This is a genomic window from Streptomyces sp. NPDC051041 (assembly GCF_044456065.1).
Taxonomy (GTDB): domain Bacteria; phylum Actinomycetota; class Actinomycetes; order Streptomycetales; family Streptomycetaceae; genus Streptomyces; species Streptomyces glaucus.
In genome coordinates, this window is sequence record NZ_JBITFM010000004.1 from 143,775 (window position 1) to 164,999 (window position 21,225).

Consider the following 21,225-nt stretch of genomic DNA (forward strand, 5'->3'; position numbering starts at 1 on the left):
GCCTGCGAACCTAACCGGCCCCGGGAGGGCATGAACATGTGACTTCGCGGCGATCGCGGGTAGTGCCACGGTCCCGCGCCGTCACACCCGCCTGGCACCATGGCCTCATGAACATCATGCTCTTTCACTCGACCTACGGCCTCAGGCCCGCGGTGCGCCAGGCCGCGGACCGGCTGCGTGACGCCGGTCACCAGGTGTGGACGCCGGACCTCTTCGAGGGACGCACGTTCGACACGGTCGAGGAGGGCATGGCCCACCAGGACGGGATCGGCAGGGAGGAGCTGCTGAAGCGGGCCGTCCTCGCCGCCGCCCCCTATTCCGGGCGGGGACTGGTGTACGCCGGGTTCTCGCTCGGCGCCTCCGTCGCGCAGACCCTCGCCCTCGGCGACGACAGGGCGCGCGGGCTGCTGCTGCTGCACGGCACGTCGGACATCGCGCCCAACGCCCGGGCGGACGGCCTGCCGGTGCAGCTGCACGTCGCCGAGCCGGACCCGTTCGAGACGGACGACTGGCTGAGCGCCTGGTACCTGCAGATGGGCCGCACCGGCGCCGACGTCGAGGTCCACCGGTACGCCGGGGCCGGCCACCTGTACACCGACCCCGGCCTGCCGGACTACGACGAGGAGGCCGCCGAGGCCACCTGGCGGGTGGCGCTCGGCTTCCTCGCCTCCCTGGAGGAGCCGCCGGAGCCCTCGGAGCCCGCGGAGGACTCCCCGGAGCGGGATCACACGGGGTCGTAGCTCCGCTCGACCCGCTGCGTGCCGCTGCGCGTGCGGTACGAGCGGACCCACGTCGCGGCGGCGTCGCGCCGGGTGCGGTCGGACAGGACGTAGAAGTCCATCTGCGCGCGCTCGGCGGTGACGTCCAGGACGCCGTAGCCGTGGCGGTCGGTGTCGACCCAGTGGACGTGCCGGTTGGCGGCGCGGATCACCGGCGCGGCGATCGCGGAGACCGCGCCCTCGGACGTCCCGACGAGGTCGTCGAGGTTGTCGGAGGTGACCGAGGTGACGACGAACTCCGTGGCGGCCGAGGCGGACAGCGGATACGTCCCGGCGTTCACCGGCACGTCGTTGGCCCACGCCATGTGGATGTCGCCGGTCAGGAAGACCGTGTTGCGGACGGCGTGGGCGCGCAGGTGGGCCAGCAGTTCACGGCGGTCGTCGGTGTAGCCGTCCCACTGGTCGGTGTTGAGGGCGAGGCCCTCCTTGGGCAGCCCGAGCAGCTCGGCGAGCGGCTCGAGGAGATCGGCGGAGAGCGAGCCGATCGCGAACGGCGCGATCATCACCGAGTTGCCGACCAGCCGCCAGGTGGTGTCGGAGGAGGCCAGCCCGGCCTTCAGCCAGTCCAGTTGGGCACGGCCGGTGAGCGTGCGGTCCGGGTCGTCGACCCCGCCGTCGCCGAGGGAGACCTGCTGGGAGCGGAAGGAGCGCAGGTCCAGCAGGGAGAGGTCGGCGAGCCTGCCGAAGCGCAGCCGGCGGTAGGTGGTGCCCGCGAGCGCCGGACGCACCGGCATCCACTCGAAGTAGGCCTGCTTGGCCGCGGCCTGGCGGGCGGACCAGGCGCCCTCCGCGCCCTCGGTGTGGTTCTCCGCACCGCCCGACCAGGCGTCGTTGGCGATCTCGTGGTCGTCCCAGACGGCGACGACCGGGGCCGCCGCGTGCAGCGCCTGCAGATCGGGGTCGGTCTTGTAACGGGCGTGCCGGACGCGGTAGTCGGCGAGGGTGAGGATCTCGTGGGCGGGCGCGTGGGGGCGCACGACCGTGCCGCGCGTGCCGTACTCGCCGGTGCCGTACTCGTAGATGTAGTCGCCCAGGTGCAGCCAGGCGTCCAGGTCGCCGCGGGCCGCGAGATGGCGGTAGGCGGCGAAGTGGCCGGCCTCCCAGTTGGCGCAGGAGACCACGCCGAAGCGGAGGTTGGGCACGGCCGCGTCCGCCGCCGGGGCGGTGCGGGTGCGGCCGGTGGGGGAGGCGGCGCCCCCGGCGGTGAAGCGGAACCAGTAGTCGGTGGCCGGTTCCAGGCCGCGGACGTCGGCCTTCACGGTGTGGTCGGAGGCGGCGGTCGCGGTGACGGAGCCCTCGGCGACGACGTCGGTCAGCGCCCGGTCCCGGGCGACGACCCAGCCGACCTCGGTGTCCGGGCCGAGGCCGGAGCCGGGTATCGCCTCGGGCGCGGGCGTCACCCGGGTCCACAGCAGGACGCCGTCGGGCAGCGGGTCCCCGGAGGCGACGCCGTGCAGGAAGACGGGGACGGCGGCCGCGCGGGCGGGCACCGTGGCGGCGAGCGGGCCGGTCAGCGCGGCGGTGGCGGCCGCGGCCTTGACGACCGTACGGCGGCGCGGGGCGAACGAGCCCGTCCCGCGGGCGCGTTCGGATGCCTCGTGGACGGTCTCGGATGATCTGTGTCGACTGGTCACGGCCGATCAGGTTACTGATCGGTACACGCGAGAGCGGGCGAACCGGCAAAAGTTCGCCCGCTCTTTCCCCGGCGGTCGGCCGGCGGACCGGTGACGGGGCGGGTCAGCCCTTGAGCGCCGCGTCGACGACCGTGGTGAACTCCTCCGCCGTCATCGGGGGGCCGCCCGCGGAGGTGGTGAGCGCCTTGCCGTCCATCTTCAGGGTCGGGGTGCCCCGCACGCCGCTGTCGTCGAACTTCTCCGACATCTCCAGCGCCCACCGGTCGTAGGTGCCGTTCTTCACGGCGTCCTGGAACTCCTTGTTGCCCTTCAGCGCGTCGACGGTGTCCGCCACCTCGATCAGGTAGGAGTCGTCCTTGAACTTGTCGTCGGACTCCTCCGGGTGCCACTTCGCCGAGTACAGCGCGGACTTGTACTGCAGGAACGCCTCCGGGCCGACGTCCAGCGCGGCGCCCAGGGCGCTGAGGGCGTTCTTGGAGCCCTCGCCGTTGGTGCTGTCGTCGATGAACGTGGCGCCGACGAACTGGACCTTGTACTTGCCGTCCTCGACGTCCTTCTCGACGGTCTCGCCGACGGCCTGCTCGAACTGGGCGCAGACCGGGCAGCGCGGGTCCTCGTACAGCTCCAGGGTCTTCTTGGCGCTCGACTCGCCGATGACGACGGTCGTGCCGTTCTCGCCGGTGGTGTTGGCCGGCTTGACGAGCTTGGCGTCCTGGGCCGCCTCCCAGTGGCCGGGCTTGTTGGCCTGGACGACCCAGTAGCCGATGCCGCCGGCTATCGCCAGGACGCCGACGAGGGAGCAGGCGACGACGATCTGGCGCTTGACCTTGGCGCGCTTGGCCTCGCGCTCGCGCTCGGCGCGCAGCCGCTCACGGGCCGCCGTCTTCGCCGCCTGGCTGTTCCGCTTGCTCATGGTGGTGTCTCCATGGGGACGCGCACACGTCGTGTGCGGGGTGGGTCGGGGGGACTGCGGGGGCTTCGGTGGCGCCGGGTCAGACGGCGCCGGCCGAGCGCGGCGGTCCGCGCCGTCCCAGGGAGTACGCGAGGATCCGGCCGCGGGTGACGGCCGGGCGGTGGCCGGGGCGCGGCGGGCGGCCCGCGCGCGGCGGCCGGCCCACCGTCACCGCCGCGGCCGCCAGCAGCAGCGGCCGGAACGTGGTCACGGCCACCGCCCGCAGCAGCTGGGCCAGCGCCCGCTCGCCGCGGCGCAGCCAGGCGGCGGCGAGGAGGCCGACGCCGACGTGTGCGCCGAGCAGCAGCCAGGCGGTGCCCGGCTCGGCGTGGGCGAGCAGGGCGGCGAGCCGGTCGCCGCCGGTGGGGGCGCCGGTCACCCGGGCCAGCGGGGCGCCCACGCTGGTGCCGTCGCCGCACAGCACGTCGAAGCCGACCGAGCGCAGCGGGCCCGCGACCGGGCCGCCCGCCCGGCCGTAGCAGACGTGCTGGCCGGTGGTGAAGACCGTGTCGGCGGCCAGCTCCAGCGGGATCAGCAGCGCGGCGATCCGCCCGAAGCCCCGCTCGCGGCCCGCCAGGGCGTACGCGAGGACGAACACGGCGGCGGCGATCGCGGCCACCGTGTTCAGCGGCAGCGGGACCCGGGACAGCAGCACGTGCGACGCGGTGCTGAGCGTCACGACGAGTGCCGTGAACAGCGCCGCGCGCACGGCTCTGAGCTGGGTCCCGGATATGTCCATAGCGAGAGGAGAGTCTGTCACGCGATCCGGTAAGAGAACCCTAAAGGATCGCTGTGAGAGATCCTTCCGTCACAGTCCCGGGATCCGTCCGTTGCGGAACAGGTCCACGAAGATCTGGTGGTCGGCCCGCGCGCGTGCGCCGTAGTCGTGCGCGAAGTCGACCAGCAGCGGGGCGAAGCCCTCCTCGTCGGCGGCGATCGCCGCGTCGATGGCCCGCTCCGTGGAGAACGGCACCAGGGACTCCCCGGACTGGTCGTCCGCCGCCGAGTGCATCGTCGCCGTGGCCCGGCCGAGGTCGGCGACCACCTGGGCGATCTCGGCCGGGTCGTCGATGTCGCCCCAGTCGAGGTCCACCGCGTACGGCGAGATCTCGGCGACCAGCTGGCCCGCGCCGTCCAGCTCGGTCCAGCCCAGCCACGGGTCGGCGTGCGCCTGCAGGGCGCGCTGGGAGATCACCGTGCGGTGGCCCTCGTGCTGGAAGTAGCCGCGGATCGCGGGGTCCGTCACATGCCGGGAGACGGCCGGGGTCTGGGCCTGCTTGAGGTAGATCACGACGTCGTTCTCCAGGGCGTCGGTGGAGCCCTCCAGGAGGATGTTGTACGACGGCAGGCCGGCCGAGCCGATGCCGATGCCGCGGCGGCCGACGACGTCCTTCACCCGGTAGGAGTCGGGGCGGGCCAGCGACGACTCCGGCAGCGTCTCCAGATAGCCGTCGAAGGCGGCGAGGACCTTGTAGCGGGTGGCCGCGTCCAGCTCGACGGAGCCGCCGCCCGGGGCGAAGCGGCGCTCGAAGTCGCGGATCTCCGTCATCGACTCCAGCAGCCCGAACCGGGTCAGCGAGCGGGCGTCCCGCAGCGCGTCCAGCAGCGGGCCCTGGGCCGTGTCCAGGGTGAACGGCGGCACCTCGTCGCTCTTGGCGCCGGTGGCCAGGGCGTGGATCCGCTCCCGGTAGGCGCCCGCGTACACCCGCACCAGGTCGGTGATCTGGTCGTCGCCGAGCGCCTTCGCGTAGCCGATCAGCGCGATGGAGGCGGCGAAGCGCTGCAGGTCCCAGGTGAAGGGGCCGACGTAGGCCTCGTCGAAGTCGTTGACGTTGAAGATCAGCCGGCCGGTGGCGTCCATGTACGTGCCGAAGTTCTCCGCGTGCAGGTCGCCGTGGATCCACACGCGCGAGGTGCGCTCGTCCAGGTACGGTCCGCCGAGCGCCCTCCCGGCGCCCTCCCGGTCGAGGTCGTGGTAGAAGAGGCACGCCGTGCCCCGGTAGAAGGCGAAGGCCGAGGCCGCCATCTTCCGGAACTTCACGCGGAACGCGGCCGGGTCGGCGGCCAGGAGCTCGCCGAAGGCGGTGTCGAAGACGGCGAGGATCTCCTCGCCGCGGTGCTCGTCGTCGAGCTGCGGGACCGGCATCGCTGGGTGCCTCCTGGTGCGTGACGTTCGGGGACGGCTGGTCCGTCCCCTGCCTAACGTGCGGCGGTCCGCGGGAGTGCCCGCGGCCCCCGCCCGAAGGTACGCGGGTCGGGCCCGCGTCCGTCGGCGCCGAGGCATAGACTTCGACGCTGTCCCCCCAGACCGTCCGCACCCCGTCGCCCGGCGTTTCCCTTGGAGGCCGCACGTGTCGAAGCCGCCGTTCACGCACCTGCACGTCCACACCCAGTACTCGCTGCTGGACGGTGCCGCGCGGCTGAAGGACATGTTCGACGCCTGCAACGAGATGGGCATGACGCACATCGCCATGTCCGACCACGGCAACCTGCACGGGGCGTACGACTTCTTCCACTCCGCGCAGAAGGCCGGGATCACCCCGATCATCGGGATCGAGGCGTACGTCGCCCCGGAGTCGCGGCGCAACAAGCGCAAGATCCTGTGGGGCCAGCCGCACCAGAAGAAGGACGACGTCTCCGGCTCGGGCGGCTACACCCACAAGACGATCTGGGCGATCGACAGGACGGGCCTGCACAACCTCTTCCGGCTGTCCTCCGACGCCTACGCCGAGGGCTGGCTGCAGAAGTGGCCCCGGATGGACAAGGAGACCATCGCCCAGTGGTCCGAGGGGCTCGTCGCCTCCACCGGCTGCCCCTCCGGCGAGGTGCAGACCCGGCTGCGCCTCGGCCACTTCGACGAGGCCCTCAAGGCCGCCGCCGACTACCAGGACATCTTCGGCAAGGACCGCTACTTCCTGGAGCTGATGGACCACGGCATCGAGATCGAGCGCCGGGTCCGCGACGGCCTGCTGGAGATCGGGAAGAAGCTCGGCATCCCCCCGCTGGTCACCAACGACTCGCACTACACCTACGCGCACGAGGCCCAGGCGCACGACGCGCTGCTGTGCATCCAGACCGGCAAGAACCTCTCCGACCCGGACCGCTTCAAGTTCGACGGCACCGGCTACTACCTGAAGTCCACGGAGGAGATGTACGCCATCGACTCCTCCGACGCCTGGCAGGAGGGCTGCGCCAACACCCGGCTGATCGCCGAGATGGTCGACACCACCGGCATGTTCCAGAAGCGGGACCTGATGCCGAAGTTCGACATCCCGGAGGGCTACACCGAGGTCACCTGGTTCCAGGAGGAGGTCCGCCGCGGCATGGAGCGCCGCTACCCGGGCGGCATCCCCGAGGACCGCATGAAGCAGGCCGAGTACGAGATGGACGTCATCATCCAGATGGGGTTCCCGGGCTACTTCCTCGTGGTCGCCGACTTCATCATGTGGGCCAAGCGCCAGGGCATCGCCGTCGGCCCCGGCCGCGGCTCCGCGGCCGGCTCGATCGTCGCCTACGCCCTCGGCATCACCGACCTCGACCCGATCCCGCACGGCCTGATCTTCGAGCGGTTCCTCAACCCCGAGCGCATCTCGATGCCCGACGTCGACATCGACTTCGACGAGCGCCGGCGCGCCGAGGTGATCCGGTACGTGACGGAGAAGTACGGCGCCGACAAGGTCGCCCAGATCGGCACCTACGGCACCATCAAGGCCAAGAACGCGATCAAGGACGCCGCGCGCGTGCTCGGCTACCCGTACGCGATGGGCGACCGCATCACCAAGGCCATGCCCGCCGACGTCCTCGGCAAGGGCATCCCGCTGTCCGGCATCACCGACCCCAGCCACCCCCGCTACTCGGAGGCGGGCGAGGTGCGGTCGATGTACGAGAACGAGCCGGACGTGAAGAAGGTCATCGACACCGCGCGCGGCGTGGAGGGCCTAGTGCGGCAGATGGGCGTGCACGCCGCCGGCGTGATCATGTCCAGCGAGACGATCACCGAGCACGTCCCGGTCTGGGTCAGGCACACCGACGGCGTGACCATCACGCAGTGGGACTATCCGAGCTGCGAGTCGCTCGGCCTGCTGAAGATGGACTTCCTGGGCCTGCGCAACCTCACGATCATGGACGACGCCGTCAAGATGGTGAAGGCCAACAAGGGGATCGACATCGATCTCCTGAGCCTCCCGCTCGACGACCCCACGACCTTCGAGCTGCTCCAGCGCGGCGACACCCTGGGCGTCTTCCAGTTCGACGGCGGCCCCATGCGCTCCCTGCTGCGCATGATGAAGCCCGACAACTTCGAGGACATCTCCGCCGTCTCGGCCCTGTACCGGCCGGGCCCGATGGGCATGAACTCGCACATCAACTACGCCCTGCGCAAGAACGGCCAGCAGGAGATCACCCCGATCCACCCGGAGCTGGAGGAGCCGCTCAGGGAGGTCCTGGACGTCACCTACGGCCTGATCGTCTACCAGGAGCAGGTGCAGAAGGCCGCCCAGATCATCGCCGGGTACTCGCTCGGCGAGGCCGACATCCTCCGCCGCGTCATGGGCAAGAAGAAGCCGGAGGAGCTGGAGAAGAACTTCGTCATCTTCCAGGCCGGCGCCCGCAAGAACGGCTACAGCGACGAGGCGATCCAGGCGCTGTGGGACGTGCTGGTCCCCTTCGCCGGCTACGCGTTCAACAAGGCCCACTCCGCCGCGTACGGCCTGGTCTCCTACTGGACCGCGTACCTGAAGGCCAACCACCCCGCCGAGTACATGGCCGCCCTGCTGACCTCGGTCAAGGACGACAAGGACAAGTCGGCCGTCTACCTCAACGAGTGCCGCCGCATGGGCATCCGGGTGCTGCCGCCGAACGTCAACGAGTCCGAGTCGAACTTCGCCGCGCAGGGCGACGACGTGATCCTCTTCGGCCTGTCCGCCGTCCGCAACGTCGGCACCAACGTGGTCGAGTCGATCATCAGGACCCGCAAGTCCAAGGGGAAGTACACCTCCTTCCCCGACTACCTGGACAAGGTCGAGGCGGTGGTCTGCAACAAGCGCACCACCGAATCGCTGATCAAGGCGGGCGCCTTCGACTCCCTCGGCCACACCCGCAAGGGCCTGATGGCGCAGTACGAACCGATGATCGACAACGTGGTCGCGGTCAAGCGCAAGGAGGCCGAGGGCCAGTTCGACCTGTTCGGCGGCATGGGCGAGGAGACCGGCGACGAGCCCGGCTTCGGCCTGGACGTGGAGTTCTCCACCGAGGAGTGGGACAAGACCTACCTGCTCGCCCAGGAGCGGGAGATGCTCGGTCTGTACGTCTCCGACCACCCGCTGTTCGGCCTGGAGAACATCCTGGCCGACAAGGCCGACGCCGGCATCTCCCAGCTCACCGGCGGCGACTTCGCCGACGGCGCGGTCGTCACCATCGGCGGGATCATCTCCGGCCTGCAGCGCAAGATGACCAAGCAGGGCAACGCCTGGGCCATCGCCACCGTCGAGGACCTGGCCGGCTCCATCGAGTGCATGTTCTTCCCGGCCACCTACCAGCTGGTGTCGACCCAACTCGTCGAGGACGCCGTGGTCTTCGTCAAGGGCCGCCTCGACAAGCGCGAGGACGTGCCCCGGCTCGTCGCGATGGAGCTGATGGTCCCCGACCTGTCGGCCGCGGGCAGCAACGCGCCCGTCGTCCTCACCATCCCCGCGGTCAAGGTCACCCCGCCCATGGTCAGCCGCCTCGGCGAGATCCTCAGCCAGCACAAGGGCGACAGCGAGGTGCGGATCAAGCTCCAGGGCCCGGGCAAGACGACGGTGCTGCGCCTGGACCGGCACCGGGTGAAGCCGGACCCGGCGCTCTACGGCGACCTGAAGGTGCTGCTGGGCCCGTCCTGCCTCGCGGGCTGAGGCCCGCGGACGCCCGACGCGCGCGAGGGGCGCACCCCGCGGCGGGGTGCGCCCCTCGGCACGGCGCGGACCGCGGACGGGCCGCGCCGTGCGACGGGCCGCCGCGCGGTGTCCGTCGCGGCCGTCGCGCGGCGGCCGTCGCGACCGGAGCGCCGCCGTCAGTTGTGACCGAAGCGCTTCTGCCGCTTGCGGACGGTGTCACCGGGCACCACCTGCGGGGCGCGCTGCTCGTCCTGCGGTTCCACCCCGGACGGCCGGGTCGCCTGCGCGGCACGCTCGACCTGCGGCTGCTTGCGGTTACGGCTCTTGTTCTTGGCCATGGTGATCTGCCTCCTGCGGGGGATCTAGGGGCCAGGGCCGGGACCAGATTCACACAAGCGGATAAAGAACGCATGTCGGACAATTACCTTCTGTGACAGGGTTCGTCGGGCCGCCGTGCGCCGAAACGCCACGCCGAAGATCGAGTTCGAGCCGTTAACCCCCGCGTGGTCGGGCAGACTCGAAGCAAGCCCGAAGCAAACCTCCCGGAAAGAGGGTGGATCGCGTGGACCGCTGCATCGTCCTGGTGGATGCCGGGTATCTGCTGGGGGCCGCCGCCAGTCTCCTCGCCGGGGAGCCCTCGCGGTCCCGCATCACCGTGGACCACGCCGCTCTCGTCCAAGGGCTGCGGGAACGCGCCGAGTCGGACACGCGCCGCCCCCTGCTGCGCATCTACTGGTTCGACGGCGCCCCCGACCGCGTCCCCCAGCCCGAGCACCGCCGTCTGCGCGTGATGCCCCGGGTCACCGTCCGGCTCGGCGCGCTCACCCGCAGCGACGGCCGCTGGGCGCAGAAGGGCGTGGACGCCGCGATGCACGCCGAACTGACCGAACTGGCCCGCAACCGCGCCTGCTCCGACATCGTGCTCGTCACCGGCGACGGCGACCTGCTGCCCGGCATGATGGCCGCCAAGGAGCACGGCGTCGCCGTCCACCTGTGGGCCGTCCAGGCCGCCGACGGCGACTACAACCAGTCCGAGGACCTGGTCGCCGAGGCCGACGAGCGGCGCGTCCTGGACCGTACGTGGATCACCAGGGCGGTCCGCCCGAAGGAGCTCACCGGCGTGTGCGCGCCGCCGCCCGCGCCCCGCCCCGAGATCGCCGCGATCCTCTCCGCGCCCCTGCCCGAGTCCGCGCTCGCGGCGGCGGCCGGGCGGACGGCCGAGGAAGCCGCGCACCCGGCGGCGGACGGCGCCGTGCGCGACGGCGCCGAGGAGCGCGTGCCCGCCGCCAAGACCGTCCCCACGCCGAAGGACCTGGCCGCCCTGCGTGCCCCCGGCCCCCAGCCGGCCGTGCCCGCCACCGCCACCCTGCGCTGGTCCTCCGACAAGGGCTGGGTCGACCGGCCCCCCGCCGAGCCCCCCGAGGCCGCCTCGATGCCGACGCTCGCCCAGCTCACCACGGCCGAGCAGCGGTGGGCCGACCGCGAGGAGGACATCACCACCGTCGGCGGCGACCCGTACGAGGTGGGCCAGGTGTTCGCCCGCCGCTGGGTGGAGCGGCTCGGCGACCGGAGCGTGCTGCAGAAGCTGTCCGGGATGTATCCGCGCATCCCGCACCGCATCGACGGGGAACTGCTGCGTTACGCGGCCCGCTTCGGGCTGCTCGCCCACAAGGACGACCAGATCGACGAGCACGACCGGTACGCCATCCGGGCCGGGTTCTGGCGGGAGGTCGACCTGCGCACGGGGACCGAGCGCGCACCCGCCGGTGAGTGAGATCCGCGCCGGCGGGCGTGCCGCGGTGGACCGACCCGGGCACGGACGGGCGGCACCGACCCCGTAGGCTCGTCCCTTGTGAGTACGCGCGCGGCACAGGCACCCCGGCACCGGGACGACGTCGTGTGCGTGGTGCGCGGGCTGACCAAGACCTATCCCGCGGTCCGCGGCCGGCGCGGCACACCCGCGACGCCCGAGGTGCGCGCCACCGACGGCGTGCGGCTGGACATCCGGCGCGGCGAGATCTTCGGGCTGCTCGGGCCGAACGGCGCCGGCAAGTCCACCCTGGTGCGGCAGCTGACCGGGCTGATGCGGCCCGACGCCGGCAGCGTGGAGATCCTCGGGCACGACATCGTGCGCCACCCCGAGCGGGCCTCGCGGATCCTCGCCTACCTCGGGCAGGAGTCCACCGCCCTCGACGAGCTGACCGTGTCCCTCGCCGCCGAGACCACCGGGCGGCTGCGCGGCCTGGACGCGCGGCGGGCGCGGGCCGAGCGGGACGCCGTCCTGGACGAGCTGGGCCTGGCGCCGATCGCCGGGCGCCCGCTGAAGAAGCTGTCCGGCGGGCAGCGGCGCCTGGCCTGCTTCGCCGCCGCGCTGGTGGGGGAGCGGCCGCTGCTCGTCCTCGACGAGCCGACCACCGGCATGGACCCCGTGGCGCGGCGCGCGGTGTGGTCGGCCGTCGACCGGCGGCGGGCCGAGCGCGGCACGACCGTGCTGCTCGTCACCCACAACGTCATCGAGGCCGAGACCGTCCTGGACCGGGTCGCCGTCCTCGACCGGGGCCGGGTGATCGCCTGCGACACGCCCGCCGGGCTCAAGGAGCAGGTCGCCGGCGAGGTGCGGGTCGAACTGGTGTGGCGCGAGACGGCGCCGCTGCACGTCCCCGAGGTCGCGGCGCTGCGCGACCGGGCCGCCGAGTCGGGCCGCCGCTGGACCCTGCGGCTCGCGCCGGAGGAGGCCCGGACGGTCGTCGCCACCGTCACCGGCGGCGCCGCCTTCGCCGCCCTGGACGACTTCACGCTGGCCACGCCGAGCCTGGAGGACGTGTACCTGGCGCTGGGCGGCGCCGCGCAGCAGGGGCTGGTGAAGGTGTGAACCGAGGGGCCTTGAGTGGGCCGGCCGCCGTGTCCGTACGGAACGGGGCCGGAGCGAAGAGGAGTAGCGCGACGTGAGTGCCGTACCCGCAGATGTCCTGCCGGGCCGCGCCCTGGCCGTGGAGGAGGCCGCCGGGCCGGCCGAGCTCGGGCCGCGGGCGCGGCTGTGGCCGTCGCTGGCGGCGGTGTACCGGGCGCAGCTGTCCCGGGCCCGGGTCGCGCGGATCCCGCTGCTGTTCGTGGCGACCTTCCAGTCGGTCGGGATCATGATCCTGATGCGCGGGGTGGTGGACGGCGGCGACGAGGCGCAGGCCGTCGTGGCGGGGTCCGCGGTGCTCGTCGTGGCCTTCGTCGCGCTGAACCTGCTCGCCCAGTACTTCGGGCAGCTGCGGGCCAGCGGCGGGCTGGACCACTACGCGACGCTGCCGGTGCCGCCGGCGGCGGTGGTGCTGGGCGCGGCGGGCGCGTACGCCTCGTTCACCGTGCCGGGCACCGTGGTGACCGCCGTCTTCGGCTGCGTGCTGTTCGGGCTGCCGCTGGCGCACCTGTGGGTGCTCGCGGCCGTGATCCCGCTCGCGGGCGCCGCGCTGGCGGGGCTGGGCGCGGCGCTCGGGCTGCTCGCGCCGCGGCCGGAGCTGGCCACCCTGCTCGGGCAGCTGGGCATGTCGGCGGCGCTGCTGCTGGGGGTGCTGCCGGCCGACCGGATGCCGGAGGCGGTGCGCCTCGCCCGGGACCTGCTGCCCTCGACGTACGGCGTGGAGGCGTTCGCGCGGACCTTCGGGGACCGGCCCGACTGGGCGTTCGTGATCGGCGACCTCGCCGTGTGCGCGGCCGTCGGCGTGGTGTCGCTGGCGGTGGCCACCTGGGCGTACCGCCGGGCGGCCGTGCGGTGACGGACGGGCCCGCCTCCGGTGCCGCGCCGCACAGGCGGGCCTGGCACGATGGCAGGGTGACCGCACCTCTGACTCCGCCTCCGCCCCCGCACGACCACTCCGCCTCCCAGGCGCCCCGGGCACGGCAGGTGCCGCCGCCCGCCGGCGGCGCCCCGTCGGACGCGTACGGACAGGACGGCCCCGGGACGAGGGCCGAAGTGCGCGAGGCCGCCGTGGTCGCGGCGGCGGTGGCGCTCACCGGGGCGCTGCTCGGGGTGCTGTGGTGGCGGCTGGCGCCGAGCGTGCCGCTGGTCGGTGACGTGACCGGCCGGAACTGGGTGGTCTACCTCAAGGACACCGAGGGCGAGCAGGCGGTCGGCGTGGACGGCACGTTCACGCTGCTGGCGCTGGCCTTCGGGCTGGTGAGCGCCGTCGCCGTCTTCCTGCTGCGGCGGCGCGGGGGCGTGCCGCTGGTGGTGGCGCTGGGCGTCGGAGGGCTGCTCGGGTCGCTGCTGGCGTGGCGCGTCGGGGTGTGGCTCGGGCCCGCCCAGGACGTGATCGCCCACGCGAAGGCCGTGGGCAAGGGCGTGACGTTCCCGGCGCCGCTGCGGCTCGGGGCGAAGGGCGCGCTGCTGGCGTGGCCGCTGGCGGCGCTGGTCGTCCACCTCGGGCTGACGGCGCTGTTCGGGCCGCGGGACCCGGATCCGTACCCGCAGCCGTACGAGGCGCGGCAGCAGCCGTACGGGAAGCCCCCGGCGGCGTAGGCGCCCCGAGCGGGTCCGCGCGCCACGGCCGCACGCCGGCCGGCGGCCGTGGTACGCGGACCCGCCGCGTGCGCCGGCCGGCCGCGCGGGCGCCCCGTCCGGCCGGGGGAGGGGCGTGCCCGGCGACGGATCACGCGCGTCCGATGGGAGCGAGGACCGCGTCCGTCAGCCGGGCCAGGTCGCCGGGCGACAGCTCGACCTCCAGGCCGCGGCGCCCGGCCGAGACGCAGATCGTGTCGTGCCGGGCGGCGGAGGCGTCCAGGACCGTCGGGAGCTTCTTGCGCTGGCCCAGCGGGGAGATGCCGCCGCGGACGTAGCCGGTGGTGCGTTCCGCGAGCGCCGGGTCGGCCATCGTGGCGCGCTTGCCGCCGGCCGCCGACGCCAGCGCCTTCAGGTCCAGCTGGCCCGCCACCGGGACCACCGCGACCGTCAGGGCGCCGTCCACGTCCGCGACCAGCGTCTTGAAGACCCGGTCCGGCGGGACGCCCATCGCCTCGGCCGCCTCCTCGCCGTAGGACGGGTGGGACGGGTCGTGGTCGTAGGAGTGGACCGTGTACGTGATGCCCGCGGCCGCCAGGGCCACGGTCGCGGGGGTCCCACCCGACTGCTGCTTCTTGGCCTTCTTCGCCATATCCGGCCGGCACCTCGCCAGTTTCGTGCGTCAGTTCAGACTTGTCGGGCCGCGCGTCAGGTCCGACGCCGGCAACGACGGCAGCGTACGGAGGATGGCCGTCTCCGAGCGAAGGAGTTTCAGCTCGTCGCGCAGCCGGGACGCGGTGTCCGGGGCCTGGAGCAGCCGCTGCTTGGTCGGGGTGTCGAGCATCATCGCGGCGGCCACCAGGTAGGAGACCACGCCCGGCTCGTCCGGCAGGTCGGCGCCGGCCGCCAGCGACCGCTCCCGCGCGCCCGCCAGCCGCTTCTGGTACTGCCGGAAGGCCCGCAGCGTCCCCTCGGCCAGCGCCTCGGCCTCGTCGCCGGGCGTCTCGGCGAGCGGTTCCAGCTCGGCGGTCAGGAACGGGCCCGAGGCGTCCACCGACAGCAGCCGCACCCGGGTCGTCCCGGTCGCCAGCACCTCGAAGGTGCCGTCGGCCCGCTCCCGGATCGTCGCCGCGTCCGCCACGCAGCCCACCTTGTGGAACGCCCTGGCCGGGTCGGGGCCGAACCCGGCGGCGGGGCCCCGCTCGGGCAGGGCCGTCGGATCGGGCATGCCCGGGGCGCTCGGCGCCACCTCGTGGCCGTCGCGGATCGCGACGACGGCGAACCGGCGCGGCTCGTCCTCGGGGGATTTCAGCAGCTCGCGCATCATGGCGCGGTAGCGCTCCTCGAAGACGTTGAGCGGAAGCACCAGCCCCGGGAACAGCACCGAGTTCAGGGGGAAGAGGGGGAGCCGGACGGTGGTCACGAGGCGAAGCCTAATGGTCGCCGGCGCGGGCGTGTCCGCCGAGCCCGGGCAGCGGCTGCCGCGACCGCTGCCCGGGCGCCGCCGCCCGGACCTCGGCGCGCACCTGCAGGAAGTGCCCGAGCGGGTCCTCCGCGGCCCGGTCCCAGGGGAAGGAGGTGGCGTACGGGCCGGTCAGCCGCAGCTGCTCCGAGGCGTCCGACCAGCGCTCCAGGCGCACCAGGACGAAGATCAGCAGATTCCGCATCCGGGCCGGCCAGGGGTCGGCCGGCACCAGCCGGGCGGACAGCGCGATCGCCCGGTCGGCCGCCGCGTCCAGCCGCGCGCGCGGCACCCCGGGACCGCACCCGTCGGTGAGGTAGCCGAATGCCGCCCACAGCGGCAGCGCCTGGACGAGCGCGTCGGCCGGCGCGTCCTGCGCGGCGCGGTCGGCGAAGTCGAAGCACTCGCGGTGCGAACCGTGCCAGGACTCGGCCAGGTACCGCAGCGCCGCCACGTGGCAGCCGTAGTGGTGCGGGGCCCGGCGCACCGCCGCCGCCCACAGCTCCCCGAAGTACGTGTGCCCGGCGCGCGCCCCGCGCGCGTGGTCCAGCGCGAGCCGCCACGGCACCGGATCGCGGTCGTCGGCCTTCGCGGCGGCCGTGATCAGCGGGCTCACCTCGCGCAGCAGCTCGGCCCGGGCGGGCGACCGCCAGGCGCGGTCCACGGCCAGCTGGGCCCCGACCAGCAGGGCGTCGGGATCGCGCGGGGCGGCGGCGAGCCAGTCCTCGCACCACTGGGGGCGCGCGTGCGCGAAGGCGGCCAGCCGGGTCACGTACCGGTCGCGGCGCTCCCACTCGGCCGCCGCGCGGGTGCCGGACAGCAGCCCGGCGGCCGGGCCGTGGTCGCCCTGCGCGGCGGCCACCAGCGCCGGGCTCAGCCGGGCGTCGGGCGCGTCGAGGAGCACCTCGTCGTCGGCGCGCGGCCCGGTGGCGGGACGGGAGGGGGTTCTGGGCATCCGGGGCGTCCGGATGAACGGGCGGAGCAGAGCCATGGTGCCGACCATTGAAGGACCGCAGCCGGTGGCGGCGCCAGAGCGTGCGGGGAAATCGCGGAAAGTTGTACACCGAGTGGTCAAGGAACGGCAAAAACGTGAGTGTTCAACAACTTTTGCGACGGCGGCGTCCCGGGCCGCGCGCGTCGCCGCCGCCTCTCCGCTCCCGCACCGCCCCGCCCGCCCCCCCGCGGCCCGCCCGCGTCCGGCCGCCAGCGCCAGGGCCCTACCCCCGCCGCAGCAGCCGCGTCGCCCCCGCCGCCACCGCCGTGGCCAGGATCCAGCCCAGCAGGATCATCGCCGTCGCCAGCCACTGCCAGCCGCCGCTCAGCCGCCAGAAGCCCACCTGGCCGAGGTCGATGAGCGGAAGCAGCAGGTCCAGGGCGAACAGGGCGGGGTCCCACGCCGGGTGCTCGCCCCGCTTCAGCGGCGGGGGAGCGGCGTACGCGAAGGCCACCGACCCCGCCGCCCACAGCACCGCCATCCACACGGCGGCCCGGCCCGGCCGGTACCCGTAGGCGACCGTCCAGTCCTGCGCGTACCCCCACAGCTTGGCGGCGAGCGGCAGGCTCTCGCGGCGGCGGCGCTGCTTGGCGAGCAGCACCTCGCGGGCGTCCTCGTCCTCGCCGCCCGCCCGCAGCACGGTGGCCAGGCGCTCGTAGGGCTCCGGGTTGTACTCGGCGGTCGCCGCGGCCACCCACTCCAGCCGCTCGGCCAGCGGGAACGGGCCGCGCGGCACCAGGTTCTCGTAGGAGAAGCCGCCCATGTGCAGCCGGCCCGGGCCCGGCCAGCTGTCCGCCCGGTCCATCAGGTTGACGATCCGCGCCCCCGACAGCACCACCCGGCCGCGCGCCGGATGCTCCCCGAGGAACCGTAACTCCGGCGTCTGCACCCGGCGCAGCGACAGCTCCTGGTCGTCCGTGAGGGTGAACCGGGCGTCCTCGAGGTCGACGGCGTCCCCGAACCGCCCGTCGTCCAGCCGGACCCCGCCCTGGCAGTCGAACCGCTGGACGCGCGTCCCGCGCGCCGGGGTCATCCCGCTCATCGCGTGGGCGCCGACGCCCGCCGGGGTCAGGTACAGCGTGCGCTCGACGGTCAGCTGGGGGGCGTTCAGCGCGAGCCGCGCGGAGGGGTTGGCCAGCCGGGCGCCGCGCAGGCTCAGCGAGACGCCGATCTGGGCGCCGCGCAGGCTCAGCTCGCCGTGCGACTCCAGCATCTCGGCCTGCAGGTCCTGCCCGACCGTCATGCCGTCCCCGGCGATCGACCGGCCGCTGTGGTCCCGGTGCACGACCGCCTGGTTGAGCAGCAGGTCGGTGCCGATCTGCGCGTCGGTGAGCCGGATGCCCCGGTGGAAGCGGGAGCGCGGCAGGTGCAGATCGCCCTCGGTGTGCAGCCGGGCCGCCTCCAGCCGCGGTATCGAGCAGTCCACCAGCCGTACGGTGGTGAACCGGGTCTCCGGCAGCAGGATCTCCCGCTCGAACCGGCAGCCCCGCAGTTCGACGTAGGGCTCCACGGTGCCGCCCGCGAGATCGACCGTGCCGCTGACCTGCACGCCGACGAGCTTCAGCGAGGGCACCCGGCCGGCCAGCGCGGGCGGGCCGTCCAGCAGCAGCCAGCAGACGACCCGGGCCCGCACGGTGCGCTCGGGGCCCCAGGGGTGCAGGCCGTGCGGATCGTCCAGCACCGTGTCCCCGCTGCTCAGGTCGTACACGCTGCCGTTGCGGAAGGCCTGCCACATGCCGGCCTCCGCTGCGGTCAGGCTCTCCGGCGGATCCCCGGCGCGCAGGCCGGTCTCCTCGCTCACGTCCCTGTCCGCCTCCCTGGTCCTCGGGCTTCCCACGGATTTCGCCTCCCACCGCTTTCGTACAGCCGTTCATGCCCGGTGGGTGACGTCCCGAACACAAGACGTGAAGAAGATCTTCCGGGTTCCGCGCGGGGCCGTTCCGGCCGCCGGTCCGCGAGGGACGCGTATCAGCCACTGATACGCGCGAACGGGCCGCGACGCGGGTCTGAGAGAATTGGTTCCGTGATCTCCCGAATCGATCTGCGCGGCGACGCCCTTCCCGAGGGCCCCGCCCTGCGCGACCTGCTGCCCCGAGCCGACTTCGACGTTCAGGCCGCCCTGGAGAAGGTGCGTCCCATCTGCGAGGCCGTGCATCATCGGGGCGACGCGGCGTTGATCGACTTCGCCGAGAAGTTCGACGGCGTGCGGCTCGACCAGGTGCGGGTCCCGGCCGCGGCCCTCACCCGCGCCCTGGAGGAGCTCGACCCGGCCGTGCGCGCGGCCCTGGAGGAGTCCATCCGCCGCGCCCGCCTCGTCCACCGCGCCCAGCGCCGCTCCACCCACACCACCCAGGTGGTGCCCGGCGGCTCGGTCACCGAGAAGTGGGTGCCGGTCGAGCGGGTCGGGCTGTACGCGCCCGGCGGCCGGTCGGTGTATCCGTCCTCCGTCGTCATGAACGCCGTCCCGGCGCAGGAGGCCGGGGTGGAGTCGATCGCGCTCGCCTCCCCGGCCCAGGCCGAGTTCGGCGGCCTGCCGCACCCGACGATCCTCGCCGCCTGCGCGCTGCTCGGCGTCGACGAGGTGTACGCGGCCGGCGGCGCCACCGCCGTCGCGATGTTCGCGTACGGCACCGAGTCCTGCCCGCCCGCCAACATGGTCACCGGCCCCGGCAACATCTGGGTCGCCGCCGCCAAGCGCTACTTCACCGGCAGGATCGGCATCGACGCCGAGGCCGGCCCGACCGAGATCGCGATCCTCGCGGACTCCACCGCCGACCCGGTGCACATCGCCTCCGACCTGATCAGCCAGGCCGAGCACGACCCGCTCGCGGCGGCCGTCCTGGTCACCGACTCCGCGGAGCTCGCGGACGCGGTGGAGAAGGAGCTGGAGCCGCAGGTGGCCGCCAGCAAGCACGTCGAGGACCGGATCCGTCCGGCGCTGTCCGGGCAGCAGTCCGCGATCGTGCTGGTCGACGGCGTCGACGAGGGCCTGCGCGTGGTCGACGCGTACGGCGCGGAGCACCTGGAGATCCAGACCGCCGACGCCGCCGCGGTCGCCGACCGGGTCAGGAACGCCGGCGCGATCTTCGTCGGCCCCTGGGCGCCCGTGTCGCTGGGCGACTACGCGGCCGGCTCCAACCACGTCCTGCCCACCGGCGGCTGCGCCTGCCACTCCTCGGGCCTGTCCGTCCAGTCCTTCCTGCGCGGCATCCACGTCGTCGACTACACCAAGGACGCCCTCGCCGAGGTCGCGCACCACGTGGTGACGCTGGCGGAGGCGGAGGACCTGCCCGCGCACGGCGCGGCGATCAAGGCCCGGTTCGACTGGAAGGTGCCGGAGAGCAAGTGACGTTCGGAATCGACGACCTCCCCGTACGGGACGAGCTGCGCGGCAAGTCCCCCTACGGCGCGCCCCAGCTGGACGTCCCCGTACGGCTGAACACCAACGAGAACCCCTACCCGCTGCCCGAGCCGCTGGTCGAGCGGATCGCCGAGCGGGTGCGCGAGGCCGCCCGCGGCCTCAACCGCTACCCGGACCGGGACGCGGTCGAACTGCGCACCCGGCTGGCCGAGTACCTGACGAAGACCTCCGGGCACGCCGTCGGCGTCGAGAGCGTCTGGGCCGCCAACGGCTCCAACGAGGTCATCCAGCAGCTGCTGCAGACCTTCGGCGGGCCGGGCCGCACCGCGCTCGGCTTCGAGCCGTCGTACTCGATGCACGCCCTGATCGCGCGCGGCACGGGCACCGGCTGGATCTCCGGGCCGCGGGGCGAGGACTTCACCATCGACCTCGCCGCCGCCGAGCGGGCGATCGCCGAGCACCGCCCCGACGTCGTCTTCGTCACCACCCCCAACAACCCCACCGGCAACGCGGTCCCGGCCGCGACGGTCCTCGCCCTGTACGAGGCCGCGCAGGCGGCGAAGCCGTCCATGGTGATCGTGGACGAGGCGTACATCGAGTTCAGCCACGGCGACTCGCTGCTGCCGCTGCTGGCCGGACGCCCGCACCTCGTCGTCTCCCGCACGATGTCGAAGGCGTTCGGCGCGGCGGGCCTGCGCCTGGGCTACCTCGCCGCGCACCCGGCGGTCGTGGACGCCGTCCAGCTGGTCCGGCTGCCGTACCACCTGTCGGCCGTGACGCAGGCGACCGCGCTGGCCGCGCTGGAACACACCGACACGCTGCTCGGTTACGTGGAACAGCTGAAGGCCGAGCGGGACCGGCTGGTCGCCGAGCTGCGCGCGATCGGTTACGAGGTGACCGAGTCCGACGCGAACTTCGTGCAGTTCGGCCGGTTCGAGGACGCGCATGCCGCCTGGCGGAGGATCCTCGACCGGGGTGTCCTGGTCCGGGACAACGGGGTACCGGGATGGCTGCGGGTCACCGCCGGGACGCCGGCCGAGAACGACGCGTTCCTCGACGCGGTCCGTGAGTTGAAGAAGGAGCAGAGCACATGAGCCGCGTTGGACGCGTGGAGCGCACCACCAAGGAGACCTCGGTCCTGGTCGAGATCGACCTCGACGGCACCGGCAGGACCGACATCGCCACGGGCGTCGGCTTCTACGACCACATGCTCGACCAGCTCGGCCGGCACGGCCTGTTCGACCTGACCGTGAAGACCGACGGCGACCTGCACATCGACTCGCACCACACCATCGAGGACACCGCCCTCGCCCTCGGCGCCGCCTTCCGGCAGGCCCTCGGCGACAAGGTGGGCATCTACCGCTTCGGCAACTGCACGGTCCCGCTGGACGAGTCCCTCGCCCAGGTCACCGTCGACCTCTCCGGCCGCCCCTACCTCGTGCACACCGAGCCCGAGAACATGGCGCCGATGATCGGCGAGTACGACACCACCATGACCCGGCACATCCTGGAGTCCTTCGTCGCGCAGGCCCAGGTCGCGCTGCACGTGCACGTGCCCTACGGGCGCAACGCGCACCACATCGTGGAGTGCCAGTTCAAGGCCCTCGCCCGGGCGCTGCGGTACGCGTCCGAGCGGGACCCGCGCGCGGCCGGGATCCTCCCGTCCACGAAGGGCGCGCTGTAG

At 73.4% G+C, this 21,225-nt stretch carries 18 protein-coding genes; 9 read left to right on the forward strand and 9 right to left on the reverse strand.

Going from position 1 to position 21,225, the window contains the following annotated elements:
* Positions 1-62 precede the first annotated feature (62 nt).
* Positions 63-740 carry a dienelactone hydrolase family protein gene (locus tag ACIBAI_RS09335; RefSeq protein ID WP_399032446.1) on the forward strand — a complete coding sequence of 226 codons (678 nt, stop codon included), beginning with the start codon at positions 63-65 and terminating at the stop codon, positions 738-740.
* Here ACIBAI_RS09335 and ACIBAI_RS09340 read toward each other — a convergent pair.
* The 4 genes from ACIBAI_RS09340 to ACIBAI_RS09355 form a co-directional block, all read right to left on the reverse strand.
* Positions 725-2,413, reverse strand: a complete 1,689-nt coding sequence (locus ACIBAI_RS09340; protein WP_399032448.1) for an alkaline phosphatase D family protein — start codon at positions 2,411-2,413, stop codon at positions 725-727. The two genes, ACIBAI_RS09335 and ACIBAI_RS09340, sit on opposite strands and share 16 nt — an antisense overlap.
* A 103-nt stretch (positions 2,414-2,516) precedes the next feature.
* A complete protein-coding gene (locus tag ACIBAI_RS09345; RefSeq protein ID WP_399032450.1) occupies positions 2,517-3,326 on the reverse strand; it encodes a DsbA family protein in 810 nt (269 codons plus the stop codon).
* Between the two features lie 79 nt (positions 3,327-3,405).
* Positions 3,406-4,104 carry a hypothetical protein gene (locus ACIBAI_RS09350; protein ID WP_399032452.1) on the reverse strand — a complete coding sequence of 233 codons (699 nt, stop codon included), beginning with the start codon at positions 4,102-4,104 and terminating at the stop codon, positions 3,406-3,408.
* Positions 4,105-4,173: 69 nt separating this feature from the next.
* Positions 4,174-5,511, reverse strand: coding sequence for a DUF2252 domain-containing protein (locus tag ACIBAI_RS09355; protein ID WP_399032454.1), 1,338 nt, complete (start codon positions 5,509-5,511; stop codon positions 4,174-4,176).
* Between the two features lie 205 nt (positions 5,512-5,716).
* Between ACIBAI_RS09355 and dnaE the strand changes: the two genes are divergently transcribed.
* Entirely contained in the window at positions 5,717-9,256 is a 3,540-nt protein-coding gene (gene dnaE, locus ACIBAI_RS09360; RefSeq protein WP_399032456.1) for a DNA polymerase III subunit alpha, read from the forward strand.
* 158 nt (positions 9,257-9,414) lie between these two features.
* Here the strand turns inward: dnaE and ACIBAI_RS09365 are convergent, their stop codons facing one another.
* Positions 9,415-9,576 carry a hypothetical protein gene (locus tag ACIBAI_RS09365; protein WP_399032458.1) on the reverse strand — a complete coding sequence of 54 codons (162 nt, stop codon included), beginning with the start codon at positions 9,574-9,576 and terminating at the stop codon, positions 9,415-9,417.
* Between the two features lie 224 nt (positions 9,577-9,800).
* On the opposite strand from ACIBAI_RS09365, the gene ACIBAI_RS09370 reads away from it, so the two are divergent.
* The 4 genes from ACIBAI_RS09370 (at position 9,801) to ACIBAI_RS09385 (ending at position 13,745) form a co-directional block, all read left to right on the forward strand.
* Positions 9,801-11,012: an NYN domain-containing protein gene (locus ACIBAI_RS09370; protein ID WP_399032460.1), complete on the forward strand. Its 1,212-nt coding sequence runs from the start codon at positions 9,801-9,803 to the stop codon at positions 11,010-11,012.
* 123 nt (positions 11,013-11,135) lie between these two features.
* Complete coding sequence (locus tag ACIBAI_RS09375; RefSeq protein ID WP_399032890.1) at positions 11,136-12,110, forward strand: ABC transporter ATP-binding protein; 975 nt, start codon at positions 11,136-11,138, stop codon at positions 12,108-12,110.
* Positions 12,111-12,183: 73 nt separating this feature from the next.
* On the forward strand, positions 12,184-13,002 hold the full coding sequence (locus tag ACIBAI_RS09380; RefSeq protein WP_399032462.1) for an ABC transporter permease: 819 nt from the start codon (positions 12,184-12,186) through the stop codon (positions 13,000-13,002).
* Between the two features lie 56 nt (positions 13,003-13,058).
* A complete protein-coding gene (locus tag ACIBAI_RS09385; RefSeq protein WP_399032464.1) occupies positions 13,059-13,745 on the forward strand; it encodes an AAA family ATPase in 687 nt (228 codons plus the stop codon).
* Positions 13,746-13,875: 130 nt separating this feature from the next.
* Here the strand turns inward: ACIBAI_RS09385 and ybaK are convergent, their stop codons facing one another.
* From ybaK to ACIBAI_RS09405, 4 genes are all read right to left on the reverse strand, one after another.
* Entirely contained in the window at positions 13,876-14,376 is a 501-nt protein-coding gene (gene ybaK, locus ACIBAI_RS09390; RefSeq protein WP_399032465.1) for a Cys-tRNA(Pro) deacylase, read from the reverse strand.
* Between the two features lie 30 nt (positions 14,377-14,406).
* On the reverse strand, positions 14,407-15,147 hold the full coding sequence (locus tag ACIBAI_RS09395; RefSeq protein WP_399032467.1) for an LON peptidase substrate-binding domain-containing protein: 741 nt from the start codon (positions 15,145-15,147) through the stop codon (positions 14,407-14,409).
* Between the two features lie 10 nt (positions 15,148-15,157).
* Positions 15,158-16,189, reverse strand: a complete 1,032-nt coding sequence (locus tag ACIBAI_RS09400) for a hypothetical protein (RefSeq protein ID WP_399032469.1) — start codon at positions 16,187-16,189, stop codon at positions 15,158-15,160.
* 214 nt (positions 16,190-16,403) lie between these two features.
* A complete protein-coding gene (locus tag ACIBAI_RS09405; RefSeq protein ID WP_399032471.1) occupies positions 16,404-17,981 on the reverse strand; it encodes an oxidoreductase in 1,578 nt (525 codons plus the stop codon).
* 222 nt (positions 17,982-18,203) lie between these two features.
* Between ACIBAI_RS09405 and hisD the strand changes: the two genes are divergently transcribed.
* The 3 genes from hisD to hisB are packed head-to-tail and all read left to right on the forward strand — an operon-like array spanning position 18,204 to position 21,225.
* Positions 18,204-19,529, forward strand: coding sequence for a histidinol dehydrogenase (hisD, locus tag ACIBAI_RS09410; protein WP_399032473.1), 1,326 nt, complete (start codon positions 18,204-18,206; stop codon positions 19,527-19,529).
* Positions 19,526-20,635, forward strand: a complete 1,110-nt coding sequence (locus ACIBAI_RS09415; protein WP_399032475.1) for a histidinol-phosphate transaminase — start codon at positions 19,526-19,528, stop codon at positions 20,633-20,635. The genes hisD and ACIBAI_RS09415 overlap by 4 nt, the downstream gene beginning before the upstream one ends.
* Positions 20,632-21,225 carry an imidazoleglycerol-phosphate dehydratase HisB gene (gene hisB / locus ACIBAI_RS09420; RefSeq protein ID WP_143636382.1) on the forward strand — a complete coding sequence of 198 codons (594 nt, stop codon included), beginning with the start codon at positions 20,632-20,634 and terminating at the stop codon, positions 21,223-21,225. Before ACIBAI_RS09415 ends, hisB begins: the two co-directional genes overlap by 4 nt.

Bases quoted from the DNA above. Each gene is read 5' to 3' on its own strand.
- ACIBAI_RS09345 (WP_399032450.1), bottom strand. From the start codon at position 3,326: ATGAGCAAGCGGAACAGCCAGGCGGCGAAGACGGCGGCCCGTGAGCGG.
- ACIBAI_RS09350 (WP_399032452.1), bottom strand. From the start codon at position 4,104: ATGGACATATCCGGGACCCAGCTCAGAGCCGTGCGCGCGGCGCTGTTC.
- ACIBAI_RS09355 (WP_399032454.1), bottom strand. From the start codon at position 5,511: ATGCCGGTCCCGCAGCTCGACGACGAGCACCGCGGCGAGGAGATCCTC.
- ACIBAI_RS09365 (WP_399032458.1), bottom strand. From the start codon at position 9,576: ATGGCCAAGAACAAGAGCCGTAACCGCAAGCAGCCGCAGGTCGAGCGT.
- ybaK (WP_399032465.1), bottom strand. From the start codon at position 14,376: ATGGCGAAGAAGGCCAAGAAGCAGCAGTCGGGTGGGACCCCCGCGACC.
- ACIBAI_RS09400 (WP_399032469.1), bottom strand. From the start codon at position 16,189: ATGGTCGGCACCATGGCTCTGCTCCGCCCGTTCATCCGGACGCCCCGG.
- hisB (WP_143636382.1), top strand. From the start codon at position 20,632: ATGAGCCGCGTTGGACGCGTGGAGCGCACCACCAAGGAGACCTCGGTC.